The 14,671-nt window shown below is 38.3% G+C and carries 12 protein-coding genes, 2 tRNA genes and 1 pseudogene; 12 read left to right on the top strand and 3 right to left on the bottom strand.

Translation table 11 applies throughout. The features are described from left to right. The first annotated feature begins 27 nt into the window (after nucleotides 1-27). The 7 genes from bioD (at nucleotide 28) to HCX49_RS20440 (ending at nucleotide 6,769) form a co-directional block, all read left to right on the top strand. Nucleotides 28-639, top strand: coding sequence for a dethiobiotin synthase (gene bioD / locus HCX49_RS20470; RefSeq protein WP_132771777.1), 612 nt, complete (start codon nucleotides 28-30; stop codon nucleotides 637-639). A gap of 16 nt (nucleotides 640-655) precedes the next feature. After that, nucleotides 656-1,648, top strand: coding sequence for a biotin synthase BioB (bioB, locus tag HCX49_RS20465; RefSeq protein ID WP_132771776.1), 993 nt, complete (start codon nucleotides 656-658; stop codon nucleotides 1,646-1,648). Continuing rightward, complete coding sequence (gene bioA, locus HCX49_RS20460; protein WP_168128002.1) at nucleotides 1,633-2,901, top strand: adenosylmethionine--8-amino-7-oxononanoate transaminase; 1,269 nt, start codon at nucleotides 1,633-1,635, stop codon at nucleotides 2,899-2,901. The genes bioB and bioA overlap by 16 nt, the downstream gene beginning before the upstream one ends. A gap of 499 nt (nucleotides 2,902-3,400) precedes the next feature. Continuing rightward, a complete protein-coding gene (locus HCX49_RS20455; RefSeq protein ID WP_132771774.1) occupies nucleotides 3,401-3,781 on the top strand; it encodes a hypothetical protein in 381 nt (126 codons plus the stop codon). 256 nt (nucleotides 3,782-4,037) lie between these two features. Continuing rightward, a complete protein-coding gene (locus tag HCX49_RS20450) occupies nucleotides 4,038-4,781 on the top strand; it encodes a (Fe-S)-binding protein (protein ID WP_132771773.1) in 744 nt (247 codons plus the stop codon). A gap of 12 nt (nucleotides 4,782-4,793) precedes the next feature. Continuing rightward, nucleotides 4,794-6,179, top strand: a complete 1,386-nt coding sequence (locus HCX49_RS20445; RefSeq protein WP_168128001.1) for a lactate utilization protein B — start codon at nucleotides 4,794-4,796, stop codon at nucleotides 6,177-6,179. Beyond that, on the top strand, nucleotides 6,176-6,769 hold the full coding sequence (locus tag HCX49_RS20440) for a lactate utilization protein C (protein WP_132771771.1): 594 nt from the start codon (nucleotides 6,176-6,178) through the stop codon (nucleotides 6,767-6,769). The genes HCX49_RS20445 and HCX49_RS20440 overlap by 4 nt, the downstream gene beginning before the upstream one ends. A gap of 132 nt (nucleotides 6,770-6,901) precedes the next feature. On the opposite strand, the gene HCX49_RS20435 is transcribed toward HCX49_RS20440, so the two are convergent. Further along, complete coding sequence (locus HCX49_RS20435) at nucleotides 6,902-10,078, bottom strand: S41 family peptidase (protein ID WP_168128000.1); 3,177 nt, start codon at nucleotides 10,076-10,078, stop codon at nucleotides 6,902-6,904. A 254-nt stretch (nucleotides 10,079-10,332) separates the two neighbouring features. On the opposite strand from HCX49_RS20435, the gene HCX49_RS20430 reads away from it, so the two are divergent. Further along, the gene (locus HCX49_RS20430) at nucleotides 10,333-11,511 is read left to right on the top strand and encodes an MFS transporter (RefSeq protein ID WP_132771769.1); all 1,179 of its coding nucleotides are present in this window, start codon (nucleotides 10,333-10,335) and stop codon (nucleotides 11,509-11,511) included. Between the two features lie 91 nt (nucleotides 11,512-11,602). On the opposite strand, the gene HCX49_RS20425 is transcribed toward HCX49_RS20430, so the two are convergent. After that, a tRNA-Arg gene (locus HCX49_RS20425) sits at nucleotides 11,603-11,674 on the bottom strand. A 92-nt stretch (nucleotides 11,675-11,766) separates the two neighbouring features. Further along, a tRNA-Tyr gene (locus HCX49_RS20420) sits at nucleotides 11,767-11,847 on the bottom strand. Nucleotides 11,848-12,087: 240 nt separating this feature from the next. Here HCX49_RS20420 and HCX49_RS20415 point away from each other — a divergent pair. From HCX49_RS20415 to HCX49_RS25860, 4 genes and pseudogenes are all read left to right on the top strand, one after another. Further along, the gene (locus tag HCX49_RS20415) at nucleotides 12,088-12,720 is read left to right on the top strand and encodes a peroxiredoxin (protein WP_021189264.1); all 633 of its coding nucleotides are present in this window, start codon (nucleotides 12,088-12,090) and stop codon (nucleotides 12,718-12,720) included. A 98-nt stretch (nucleotides 12,721-12,818) separates the two neighbouring features. Continuing rightward, a complete protein-coding gene (locus HCX49_RS20410) occupies nucleotides 12,819-13,133 on the top strand; it encodes a thioredoxin family protein (protein WP_021189265.1) in 315 nt (104 codons plus the stop codon). Next, nucleotides 13,114-13,368, top strand: coding sequence for a DUF6952 family protein (locus HCX49_RS20405; RefSeq protein ID WP_021189266.1), 255 nt, complete (start codon nucleotides 13,114-13,116; stop codon nucleotides 13,366-13,368). Before HCX49_RS20410 ends, HCX49_RS20405 begins: the two co-directional genes overlap by 20 nt. Before the next feature lie 289 nt (nucleotides 13,369-13,657). Next, a pseudogene (locus HCX49_RS25860) lies at nucleotides 13,658-14,191 on the top strand (PIG-L family deacetylase); the annotation flags it as partial. Nucleotides 14,192-14,671: the final 480 nt, after the last annotated feature.

Below are 14,671 nucleotides of genomic sequence, written 5' to 3'. Positions count from 1 at the left end.
CCAAATAGAATTAAAATAAAAAACAATATGAAAGAACAGATTTTTGTAACGGGAATTGGAACAGAAATTGGCAAAACCGTCTGTTCCGCTATATTAACTCAATATCTAAAAGCGGATTATTGGAAACCTGTCCAATCTGGAGATTTACATGCCACAGACAGCATGCGCATATATGATCTCCTTCAAGGTGATGTCCGTATCCATCCCGAACGATATAAGTTACAACTTGCTGCATCTCCACATAAGTCCGCTTTATTAGAAAACACATCGATATCGCTCGAAGATTTTAAAATTCCTGAGACGACAAATAATCTTGTTGTAGAAGGTGCTGGTGGTTTATTTGTCCCACTCAGTGACACCTGTTATATCATTGATTTAATACAAGCCTTAACAATTCCAGTCGCGCTGGTTATCAAAGATTATTTAGGGTGCATTAATCATAGTTTACTATCAATAAATGCCATAAAGCAAAGAAATATAGATTTAAAATACTTGATATTTAATGGTGGTATCGATACCGATACCGAAAGGGTGATCTCCCTCCAAATACCTGAACATACACAAATTATTCATATCCCGCAGCTAGAAACTGTAACGGCAGAAGCTGTACGAAAAATAACCGATCCATTTAACTCTTAAAGCAGTTTAATAACAGATGAAAACTACAATCCGAAATAACTGGACCAAGGAAGAAATTCAACAGATCTATGACCAACCTCTTATGGAGCTCATTTATCACGCCGCTTCGGTTCACCGCGAATATCATAATGCCGCTGAAGTACAGGTGTGCACCTTACTATCTGTAAAGACAGGCGGATGTCCAGAAGATTGTTCATACTGTGGCCAGGCCGCACGCTATCACACCGATATAAAAGTACAGGCCCTCTTACCCACACAAACCGTGATCGAGCATGCTCAAAAGGCAAAAAATAATGGTTCTACCCGATTTTGTATGGCGGCCGCTTGGAGAGAAGTTCGTGACAATCGTGATTTTGACCGTATTATAGACATGGTAAAAGGCGTAAATGATCTAGGTCTTGAGGTCTGCTGTACATTGGGAATGCTAACGGAACAGCAGGCTATTCGGCTTCAGGAGGCAGGTCTACATGCCTATAATCATAACCTAGATACCTCTGAACAGTATTATGATGAGATCATCTCTACCCGCACGTTTGATAACCGCATCAATACCATCAACCATGTGCGTAAGGCTGGAATAACCGTTTGTTCAGGGGGTATCATAGGTCTAGGTGAGTCACACATAGACCGGATAGCGATGCTTTTAACATTGGCGACTATGCCCAAGCATCCTGAATCTGTACCGGTCAATGCACTCGCACGTGTTAAGGGAACCCCATTGGAAAACAATGCCAAAGTTTATATCTGGGATATGGTCAGAATGATCGCTACAGCCCGTATAGTGATGCCAAAATCAATGGTTAGGTTAAGTGCCGGCCGTATAGAGATGAATGAAACAGAACAAGCCTGGTGTTTTATGGCGGGTGCCAATTCCATTTTTACAGGTGAGCGAGAGACATTACTGGTGACTCCAAATCCAGGAGTATCTGAGGACATGAAAATGTTCCAGACACTGGGATTAAAACCGATGGTCAAACACATGAAGGACGAAGCATGCACAGCACATTAAAAGAACGGGACAAGAACGTTAACTGGCATCCTTACACGCAAATGAAGGGTGCATCGGACATCATCCCTATCATTCGGGGCGAAGGGACATATCTATATGATGATCTAGGTAACCGATATATCGATGCTGTATCGTCCTGGTGGGTAACTTTACATGGGCATGCCCACCCCTATATTGCAGCCCGTGTTTCTAAACAGTTAAATACGCTGGAGCAGGTTATATTTGCAGGATTTACACATGAACCAGCTATTCAATTAGCTGAAAACTTACTAAAACTACTTCCTAATAATCAACAAAAAGTATTCTATACCGATAATGGATCTACTGCTGTCGAGGTTGCCTTAAAGATGTGCATACAGTACCATGCAAACAAAGGTCAAAAGAAATCAAAAATTCTAGCCTTCCGCAATGCTTACCATGGTGATACTTTTGGAGCGATGTCAGTGAGTGCCAGAGGGGTATGGACAGAGCCATTCGGACATCTGCTTTTTGATGTTATTTTTATAGACATTCCCACAAATAAAAATATTGAATTCCTACGTCAGGAAATTGATAAACACGCGACAGAGGTCGCTTGCTTCATCTACGAACCGCTGGTACAGGGGGCAGCAGGAATGTTGATGCATGAACCAGAAGACTTGAGTACATTAATGAACTATTGCCGTTCTAAGGGAATCTTAATGATTCAAGATGAAATTTTTGTCGGTTTTGGCCGCACAGGAAAACTGTTTGCGGCAGATTATCTGTCTGAATCACCAGATATCATGTGTTTTTCCAAAGGTTTAACAGGTGGAACTATGCCATTGGGCATGACAACTTGCTCCAATACGATCTATGAAGCTTTCTATTCGGATGAAAAACAACGGGCCTTATTTCACGGCCATTCTTTTACCGCCAGCCCTTTAGCTTGTACAGCGGCACTGGCAAGCATGGAGTTATTATTAAATAAAGAAACTTTAGCCCGTATTGCAAACATCACAAGGAAACACAGCATCTTTCTTTCTAAGATCAAAAATGAGCCTAAGATCAAGCATGTCAGACAAACGGGAACAATAATGGCGATCGAATTACAACAGCGTGAAGAAACATCTTATTTTAGTAATATAAATGAAATTGTATATCCCTATTTCTTACAGCGAGGTATATTAATAAGACCATTAGGCAATATTATTTACCTTGTTCCTCCTTACTGCATTAGCGACGCGGATCTTGATTATATTTATGAAGTCATTACCGATGCTTTATCTTTATAAATCAGATATTAAAAGCGAAAAGAACGAATTGCAATCTTTTTACTTTTGAGTCACTTATTTCCCAATATGTCCAAATTTTGATAAATAAGAAGGTGAAAATTTTCACCTTCTTATACAAATATAACCCCAATTTGTCCTTCTGTCTCCAGTAAAAGCCAATTAATATTGGAATAGTATCGTCAAGTAAATCTTACGAATATGGCATATAAGGCCCTTCTAATAGCTCTATTCGCTCTGATCATATACCGATAATACACAGATCGTATCAATTCATTCTTAGTCTGCACAAGAAATAATTCCATGCGATGCACTGCTAACTATGGTATGAATAACCGATGCTTTTGTCAGCTAATTCATTGATGAGGTCTAATTTTCAAAAAATAAGTTATAATATTTCATACTATTATAACTTAAAATTGTATGTTTGCACGCATAAAAAAAGGCGATAGTATGAGTATATCATCTATCCCCTAACAAAAGCATAAACAACCCAAACAGCATGTCCATTACATACAACGAACGTTTCTTTCTCTTGTTTGAGGATCTAAAGAAAAAAGGTGAATTAAAAACATACGTAGAACTTGGTAAATTAATCAATGAATCGAAAGTTGGAATCAATGATTTAAAAACCGAACGAAAAAAAGTGAGTATTCAGCATATTCATGATATGAAAATATCATACAATTATATCAATACAGACTACCTGATCGGAGCAAGTAATCAGCTATATTTATCGGCTAACGAAACCTTGCAATTAACCTCAGCGACAATTCCTGACAACTCTGGACAGCAAGAAACTATTCTAGCGCTCAAAGAAACGATCGAAGCAAAAAATGAAACGATCGCGGTTCTTAAAGCATTGCTCGCACAGAAAAAATAGATTCCTATTTTTTTTAGCAAACAAGTAAAAAAGATAAGAGCTTTTTTATTTTGGAAAAAAGCTCTTTTAAGTTTTTCATCGTTTCTTAAAAATATTTATGCATTGGCAAAAAATACAGATACCTTTTCCAATTGTTGCCAATAGTGTTTTATAAAAATTCAAGCAATTAAGTAATTTTATTGCTACTCCATGATAGTTAAGAACAGTAAATTCGAATTTTATTTGTAAACTTAGCCCATCAATTTAAATCAACAATATGCGTGTAGGATTATTTATTCCTTGTTATATCGATGCGATCTATCCCGAAGTAGGAATTGCAACACTAGAACTGTTGGAGCGCCTCGGAGTGGAAGTGGTAGTGCCATTAAATCAAACCTGTTGCGGCCAGCCGATGGGCAATGAAGGTGATCAAAAAAATGCGGCTTCATCAGAGCAGCTTTTCTGCGATAATTTTGAAGGTTTTGATTACATCGTTGGTCCGGCAGGAAGCTGTGTAAAACACGTACGCATGCACTTCGATGCTATTCCACAAACTGAAAAAGTAAAGCATGTACGCAAAACAACTTACGAGCTTGTTGAGTTTCTAACAGATATATTAAAGGTTAAAGAGTTCCCTTGGGCTTCTTACAAACATAAAGTGGCCATTCATAATAGTTGCAGCGCTATACGGGGTTTACATATACAATCTCGCTCTGAGTGGCAAGAACCCTACTTTAATAAAACGGAGCAGCTATTAACGATGGTAGAGGGGGTGACCATTAAACAGATTACCCGCCCGGATGAGTGCTGTGGATTTGGGGGCACATTTTGTGTTACTGATGAAGCTGTCAGTGTCAAAATGGGGCAGGATAAAGTTGCTGATTACCTGAATCACGAAGTAGATTGTATCGTCTCACCTGATATGTCTTGCTTGATGCATCAGGAAGGGATTGCTAAACGCGGAAAAGCACCTTTAAAATTTGTACACATCGCTCAAGTTTTAAATAATGGTCCTTTTTAAAAGAAAATCAAAATGAGTAAAGTTAGAGTTGACCAAAATGCGGCAGATTTCATCTATATGGATGACATCCACCAGCCTACACACGATAAAAACTTATGGAATGCCCGCATGAAACGGGATCTTGCCGCATCTGGAATTCCTGAATGGGAGCAGATGCGTGATCTTGCCTCACAAATAAAAGAGCATACACTAACCCATCTGGACCAATATGTAGAACAGTTTGTGGCCGAAGCGACCAAACGTGGTGTAATTGTACATTTTGCGAAAGACGATATAGAACATAATCAAACCGTATACGACATATTAAAAAGTCACAATGCCACCAAAGTAGTCAAAAGTAAATCGATGCTCCAGGAGGAATGTGAAATGGGCGCTTTTCTTGAGGCTAGAGGTATCGAAATGATCGAAACTGATCTTGGCGAAAGGATACAACAACTTTCTGGGGAAATGCCAAGCCATATTGTCATGCCCGCTATTCATAAAACGACGGCAGATGTGGCTGAACTTTTTGCAAGAACAATCGGTACGAATCCAGATGAGGATGATCCTACACAATTAACAGAAGCTATGCGAAACAATGCTCGTCCTAAATTTTTGGAAGCGCATGCAGGTTTAACGGGAGCAAATTTTGCTATCGCAGAAACAGGTGCTTTTGTAGTCTGTACAAACGAAGGTAATGCCGACCTTACAGCAAGTATACCACCGTTACACATTGCCAGTATTGGAATTGAAAAAATTCTTCCCAAAACGAGAGATCTTGCCCTATTTATCCGTTTACTGTCACGCAGTGCTCTAGGCACTCCAGCCACTCGATACACTTCTCATTTTATGGGACCTAGAGAAACAGGAACCGAAATGCATATTGTACTAACGGACAATGGAAGAAGCCGTCGTTTAGGAATGGAGGATTTCTGGAGATCCTTGAAATGTATTCGTTGTGGAGCATGTATGAATACCTGTCCGGTATACCGTAGAAGTGGGGGATTAGCATATGGAGCCACTTATTCGGGGCCGATCGGTATCATTATCGATCCGACTTTTGATGAATCAAAATTCAGTGAGCTTCCTTTCCACTCATCACTTTGCGGTTCTTGCTCTGAGGTTTGTCCAGTTCGGATTAATATTGCTGAGCAAATTGGGCTATGGAGACAGCGCATGGTCAATATCAATGAATCTTCCAAAGCACTTCACTATGCGTTTGGAGCGGTAGAAAAAGTATTTGCTAATCCCAAATTATTCCGATTGGCAGAGAAGGCGGCATACTATGGTATGAAACTTACACCAAATTGGTTATTATATAACACCAAATTAAATGCTTGGGGTAAACACCGCGAATTGCCGGAAATTAAAAAAGAGACTTTCCGCGATTGGTATATTAAAAATAGATTGAAAAAATGAGTTCACTAGACGAAATATTAGCGGCTATCCGTCAAAATCTTCCTGCTCAAAAGGTTGCTTATCCTGAGTTGCCATCTTTTGAGAAACAGGGAACTAATCTGAAAGATCAATTTAAAGTAAACCTTGGGCTTGCCGGAGGAGAAAGCTATGACGTAGAAAGTATTGCAGAAGCGCAAGAAATCATGCTCAAAAACCTTCCTGATACACGGGTTAGTTGTTCTGCAGCCCCAGAATGGGAGGGTACCAAATCGCTTAATGCTATTGCACATCCTCGAGATCTAGACGACGTAGATTTAGGAATTATAAGAGCAGAATTTGGAGTGGCAGAAATGGGGATGATATGGCTTACTGAAAATTCATTGAAGGTAAACTCTCTGGGATTTCTATCACAGCATCTTGCTATATTACTTGATCCAGATGCGATTACAGAAAATATGCATACAGCATACAGCGATATTGATTTTCAAGCCTCTACTTATGGTTGTTTTGTTATGGGCCCTTCAGCTACCGCAGATATTGGAGCTTACTTGGTACGCGGCGCACAGGGAGCACGAAGTTTGACTGTTTTCTTTATAAAAGAAACGAAATAGTCATTATTTTATCCTACTCTAATCTTGATTTCTAATGTTTATCATTAAAGAATAATTGAATAAAAATCAAGGTACTGTTCAAAAATAATAAACCAGATTCATCTCTGAATCTGGTTTATTATTAAAAATTTCTTATTTCAAGTCTTTCAATATTTCTTGCACTGCGCGTTCCAGTTGCGGGTCTTTATCATTCGTACGATCTGCGATTGTGTTTTTAACCACAATATCCGGTGCTACACCTGATAACTCTAAATCTTGACCAGCTAAAGTATAACATCCCCAGGCTGGCACGCGATAACTAGATCCGTCTACTAAACCTTTTGCTGATGTAAAGATAATCCAACGATAGGTTTCATTTCCAATAATCTTACCTAATTTCAATTCCTTAAACCCTGCTGCGGTCATTTCTGCATCGCTCAGAGATTGTTCATTTATCAAAAGTACAATAGGTTTCGATGCTGGTGCAAAATTACTTTGCGGAGCCCGCTGACCGCCACGATACTGCCACTTCAAATAAGGTCTTTGTGACAGAAAACGTAACACCTCATCGTGCACATTACCTCCTGTATTGTATCGCAGGTCCAAAATAATACCATCTTTATTATTCTCTTGCTCGGCCATATCGATCAAAAAGCGTTGCAACTCCGGCCCTCCCATATTTTTCATATGTGAATATGCAATTTTGCCATTACTCCATTGATCAACTTTCCCTCGATTGCCTTTCATCCATTCGTCATAAATCAGGTCCTTAAAAGCGGTACTGGTTAAGGGCCGAATAAAAACTGAAATTTCTTTACCGCCACGTAGTATAGTCAACTGTATTTCCTCTGCAAGGGACGGCCATGTAAAATACTGATCCCGATCTTCTTTAGGATTTACTTTATTTCCATTAACAGCCATGATCTCATCGCCTTCTTTCAGATCTACTCCTTTACGGGAAGCTGGACTGTTGTCTATAATCTGTGCTATTTGATAAGGATTATCCTGATTGAATAAAACACCAATTTCATTAGTTACGTCCCCAAATGGTTTGCGCTCTTCTGCTCCCATCGAACTAAAGCCCAAATGTGAAGAGTTTAGCTCTCCTAACATATCATTTAATAATATCCGTAAATCACTACGGTCATTAATACCAGAAAGATACAGTTCATACTTCTTCTTCATTGCCGTCCAATCGATACCGTGGAAAGTACTATCGTAATAGTTTTCTTCTAGCCCAGCCCAAGTCTCATAGAACATCTGCTTGAACTCATTTTCCAGATCACGGTTAAATCTAAAATTGATTGTTACTGCATCAATTTTATTTTGGTCAAGGTTATATTTTTGAATTACTCCTCTATTAAGGATAAAATACTTACCTCCAGATTCGATAAACTGGTTAATTCCGTTGTCAACAACTTTTTCGGTTTTAATAACTTCAAAAGGTTCATAGATCGTTCTGTATAATCCGTACTTTCCTTCGTGATTGGATGAAAAGAAAACATAGTTTTTTTCTCCTTTTTGGATAGCAATGGGATCTGATTGCGTTCCAAAAGCAGGGCTTACTTGTTCAATACGGTCACGTAACCCTTTAACATCTATTGTAACCAGCACTTTTTTGTCGGTAGAAGAACTTGTTGCTTTTTCTTCTTTCTTATCCTTCGCCTTTGTTTTATTGTCATTCTTATTGTCCGTAATGGTATCTTTCTTTACAGGCTGACTAAAGAGCTCATTGAATTTGCTAATGCGATAAGGTTCGTCAAAATTCTCCAATGCCATTCTAAAAATACTGGAGTTCTGCATGCCGGTAGGAAAGGACGGCTTTGTGCGGTTACTGGCAAAATAAATATATTTTCCATCTGGTGACCACGATGGGGAGGCTTCAGTGACACCAGTATTGGTCAGATTTGTTGTTTGACCTGAACCGATATGATGAACAAAAATATCTTGCTCAAAATTTCGAATAGCAGTAAAAAGAATATATTTCCCGTCTGGAGAAAAAGAGGGAGAAGAATTTTGAAATGCCCACAGTTCATCCTTAACAACAGTTTTACTATTTAAAGTTGTCAAATCTAAAAGACGTACTTCATCTCGCCCACTTAAATAAACAGCATGTGATTTATCAGCGTTGAAAGTTAACTCTCTATTATTGCGAAGATCTTGTGTCAACTGCTTTGGTTCGCCCAATCCGTCTGCGCTACGGGTGTACCAGTTCAGGTAACCTTGATGGGTCTGACTGTAAAGTAATGTTTTGTTATCCTTTAACCATTTCACCTCCATAACGCGCTGTCCCTGACTAGGCATCTGACGGATAAATTTACCTTCGCTATCGGAAACGAAGAGCTCGCCTCTCGATACAAATGCCATCTTTTTACCGTCAAGTGCTACATCAAAATAGCTGATGTTACCATTTACATTAAATTCCTTGCTCTTGCCTAATACCTGATTTCTGCTCAATGCGATAGTTGGCTGTGTAACCTTCTTTGATGCAACGTCATATAAAAACAATTGATATCCTTTTTCAAAAACAATCTTTTTCCCGTTGGCAGCTACAGCAGGTCTCTTGATAGATTCCTTAAATGAAGTCAAAGCCACGGGTTTATCACCGCTCATCTGATACAGGTTATATTCGGCATTTCCTTGATCAGATACGAAATAGATCACACCATTTTGATCAACAGTAGGCCAGAAATCTTTACCATTGTAATCGGTATATTGCTTAAATGTTTTTGTTTTAGGATTATAAGATTTTATATCCGGATTGAATGCTCCTTTATATCGCTTACGGTTAGTTGAACTATATCCTTCCCAACTATCATTGAACAATAGTTCTCCAGATGGTGTGGTTACAACTTGACTTATATAATTGAAATAATGTGGAAATAGTCGCTTTGCAGTCCCCCCTGTAGCATCAACTTGATAACTACTCATCCGATTGTAGCGGGTTGATGTAAAATATAACGTTTTACTGTCCCAGCTCCAACTGTCCACTTCATCAGCACCATCGTGATGTGTAATTTGACGGATATCACCACCAGCTAAAGGCATGATATATACATCCATATTTCCATTCTGATTTGCTGAGAATGCAAGCTGTTTGCCGTCAGGCGATATCCGTGGATTGATTTCATTGCCCTCCATACCTGTTAATCTCACTGCAACCCCACCTTCACTTTCAACTTTCCACAGATCACCTTCAAAACTAAAAACAAGGACTTTTCCATCAGGACTTAAAGTCGGATGGGATAAAAATGTGGGTTGTTGCTGCGCAAAAGCATGCATGGTTCCACCTAAGGCAAGACAAGTGCCCAATAACAATTTTCTAATCATACTTTTCAAGGAGGCTAATCGATTAAATACCTGTATGCCAAAGTTAATCAGCTACTCGTTAGAAAACAATGAAATAATCAATCGTTATTAAAAAAACCTACCCCAGCATTAAAAACAGTTTTCAATATCACGTGTTCTTTATCAATGTGCACCCATTAATTTTAATATTTTTTGCATAAATACCAAAAGATGAAACATCATCACTGTCATTATTAATTTCTTACATGTACCTTTGCTGACACATCATTACAACAATGAACGCATCCTTAACCTACTCTGAAGAAGAGCTTTACCAAAACCGTAATCGCATTCGGATTGCTGTATCCTTATTTTATTTTTGCCAGGGCCTGGCATTTGCTTCTTGGGCAAGCCGTATTCCAATTATCAAAGAACGTCTGAATCTTACAGAAGGTCAATTAGGCACAATTTTATTGATGCTTCCTGTCGGTCAACTGGTCACCATGGCGTTATCCGGGAAACTGGTTACCACTTACGGCAGTGCTAGAGTACTACGAATAGTCGCGATTATTTATGCCCTTATTTTATGTTTAATAGGTTTTGCACAAAACGCATGGGAATTAGGAGCAATCTTATTTTTCTTTGGGGTAATTGGAAACATGTGCAACATAGCTGTCAATACACAGGGGGTTGCTGCAGAAAAGATTTTCAAAAAATCAATCATGTCATCTTTTCATGGAGCCTGGAGCATCGCCGGATTTACTGGTGCCCTCATCGGGTTACTCACTATGAATATAGCTGTAGACACCATTCCTCATTTTATCATTATTTTTGTTCTCATTGTGATTAATACGACCATCAACTACCGTTACTTGATTCCTGGTGTCGCTACAGAGGCTAAAAAAACATCATTTTTTTCCAAACCGGAAAGCAGTTTAGTACAATTGGGTATCATCGGCTTTTTCAGCATGGCCACCGAGGGTGCTATGTTTGACTGGAGCGGCGTTTATTTTAAGGAAATAGTTCACGCTCCAGAACAATTTATTATTGTTGGTTATGCGTCTTTCATGGTCATGATGGCGCTGGGAAGATTTATTGGGGATGCGGTCATCAGTAGGCTCGGTAGAAAAAGAACCTTACAAATTAGCGGTATATTGATGTTTGTCGGCATGATGACCTCTGTTATATTCCCTCTTTTTTACATTAGCACATTGGCTTTTATGATGGTGGGTATCGGTGTTGCGTGCAATGTCCCGACGGTATATAGTGTTGCTGGCCAGAACAAAAAGGTTACTCCAGGGGTAGCCTTGGCGATGGTATCTAGCATTAGCTTTCTGGGCTTCTTAATGGGACCTCCTTTAATCGGCTATATTGCAGAGCTGACAAGTTTACGATATTCTTACGGTGTATTTGCTTTCTTCGGTGTCCTCATGTTTATTATGGTAAGTAAACTGAAAGTTTTCAAGGAGGGATAACAGGTAAAAGAAAGATTATTCATTAACCATATGGCAGATGTGATAAAAAAAGAAAATGCGAGACTATTTAACAGTCTCGCATTTTTTGTTGTAGCCCCAAGCAGAATCGAACTGCTATCTAATGTTTAGGAAACATCTATTCTATCCGTTGAACTACAGGGCCGACAAAGCGTATGCAAATATTTCAAATATATTGCTTAATCCCAAACTTATTTATTAAAATGTTACTGAAAAAAGAGGAGAGAAAAAATACTGTGGGGGGAGAAGGATTCGAACCTTCGAAACCGAAGTAACGGATTTACAGTCCGTCCCATTTGACCGCTCTGGAACCCCCCCAGTATAATTTGTTGACTTCTAAAGAATTAAGATTTATTGTATCTCAATTTCCTTGTGGAACGCTACAAAGGTAGAATTTTGTCTGATAAATGCAAAATTTATTTAAAATAAACCTATCGAGAAAACTTATTGTACCCTTAATGTAAAAATAGATTTTAACGATAGCTCATTGAAAAAATCAATACTTTTTTAACCTTATTTGAGGTATCTTTGTATCAACAAAAAAAGAAAGATATTATTATGAGTTTCACAGGTAAAAGTTTTCCAAGCATCACAGTAGATGCAATCGATTATTTAGGCGATAATTTACAAATTAACGTTTTCGAAAAAGCAGTTCAAGAAGGTAAAAAAGTAGTATTGTTTTGGTACCCAAAAGATTTCACTTTTGTTTGCCCAACAGAATTACATGCTTTCCAAGAAGCTTTACCAGAATTTGAAAAACGTAATACAATCGTTATCGGTGCATCTTGTGATACAAACGAAGTTCACTTCGCTTGGTTAAATACAGCAAAAGATAACGGTGGTATCGAAGGCGTAACTTACCCAATTTTAGCAGATACTACACGTAACCTATCTTCTGTATTAGGTATTTTAGACATTAAAGAAGTAGAGCACCCTGAGTACGGTACTTTAGTTGAAGGTTCTGCAGTTTCTTACAGAGCTACTTATTTGATCGATGAAACAGGTCGCGTATTCCACGAATCTGTAAACGATATGCCATTAGGTCGTAACGTAAAAGAATATTTACGTTTAATCGATGCTTATGCTCACGTTCAGAATTTTGGTGAAGTATGTCCTGCTAACTGGGAAGAAGGAAAAGAAGCAATGCACGCAACTCGTGACGGTGTAGCTAGCTATTTAGCTGGTAACTAAAAACAATACTGAAAAGACTACATTGGTCTTTTTACAAAGGGGGTAATCCCTTGCCCCCTTTGTTTATTCATCTTTCTCAATAAATAAACAAAAAAATCATGGTACAGGAATTAGAAAACGATAATTTACAAGAAATTGTAAACAGTAATGATATTGTAATGGTTCAATACGCAGCTACTTGGTGTGGTAACTGCAAAATTATGAAACCGAAATTCAAAAAATTGGCGACTGAAAATGAAAATGTAACTTTCGTAATCGCTGATGCAGAAAAATTTCCGGAATCTAGAAAACTAGCAAATGTCAATAACTTGCCTACTTTTGCGGCTTTCAAGAATGGAAAATTGGTAAATCAAGTACAAACAAATAAATTTGACGCCTTAATCGACTTATTCAATGAAGCTTCCAGTAATTAAACATATCACCGAGTTTATCGAACAGAACGATGTTGACTATGTATTAGAGACCATCGAGACATTAGAATCCTTGGTAGAAGCTCCTTTAAAAGATGAAGAGCTTGATGTAATCGGTGAATTGATTTCAAATCTTTATGGTGCTGTTGAGGTTGATAAACTAATTAAAGAAGGAAATAGTAAAAAGGACGCTATGAACATGTTTATGAAACGTGTTTTAGGTTCAATTGATAAATAAATCTTTTAGCCTTTAGCAATAGCAATTACTGCAACAAGAACTTCATTTTTAATATGAATGTGTATAATCCGCTTTTTGTGGAAAACTTGTTCTCATTTAATGCTAAAGTCCAATAAAGATTGTACTATCTTTAGCGGTAATAAAGGTTACCACTTAAAGAATTTGCTATCCTGATGAACAAACTATAAAAGGGTAGATTTTAAGATAATATTTTAATTGTTAGAAACGGAAATTCTCCCTACAGAATTTCCGTTTTTTATTTAACCACAATATTAATTACCTTTAATCTATGTTAAAATCAATCCTATTTACCAACATATTCATTTGTTTAACCTTTCTGCCACAGGCTCAAGCTCAAAAGGCAACAAATAGCTGGAACAGTGCTGACATAAAATCAAAATTAGAAAAATTAAATGTTCTAGGGTCTGTTCTATATTTTGCAGCCCATCCGGATGACGAGAACACTAAATTAATAGCATGGTTAGCTCAGGAAAAACATTATAAAACGGGATATCTGTCCCTAACAAGGGGAGACGGGGGACAAAACTTAATCGGTACGGAACAGGGAATAGAACTTGGTCTGATTAGGACACAGGAACTTTTAGCAGCAAGAAGAATCGATCAAGGAGAGCAGTTCTTTACTTCTGCTTTTGATTTTGGATTTTCAAAAACTTCGGAAGAGACCTTTAATTTTTGGGATAAAGAACAAGTACTTCGAGAAGCGGTGTGGATCATTCGAAAATTCCGACCTGATGTCATTATAACCCGATTTCCACCTGATGCGAGAGGGGGACATGGTCATCATCAAGCTTCTGCAATATTAGCAAAAGAAGCATTTGTTGCCGCTGCAGACCCAACACGGTTTCCAGAACAGTTGAAACAGGTCAAGCCATGGAAAGCAACTCGTTTGCTATGGAATACGTACAATTTTGGCAATCAAAATACAATTAGTGATGATCAAATACAGATTGAAATAGGCCAATACAATCCCTTGATAGGCAAATCCTATGGAGAAGTTGCTGCCGAAAGTAGGTCATCGCATAAAAGTCAGGGATTTGGAAGTGCTGCTCAGGTTGGAAAGTCTACAGAATATTTTGAATACATAGCAGGAGAAGCAACGAATAAAGATCTTTTCGAAAATATTGACGATACCTGGTCAAGAATCCCTCATACCGCTGCTATCAGTACGAAAATAAAACAGATTAATGCTTCCTTTCAGCTCGACCACCCGGAAAAATCAATTCCTGACCTATTCGAAGCTCTGACACTGGTCAAGGCGATAGCGGATAACTACTGGAAAGAA

The sequence above is a fragment of the Sphingobacterium sp. B16(2022) genome, from assembly GCF_012030425.1.
GTDB classification, from domain to species: domain Bacteria; phylum Bacteroidota; class Bacteroidia; order Sphingobacteriales; family Sphingobacteriaceae; genus Sphingobacterium; species Sphingobacterium anhuiense.
This window is presented reverse-complemented; position numbering and strand designations above follow the sequence as displayed.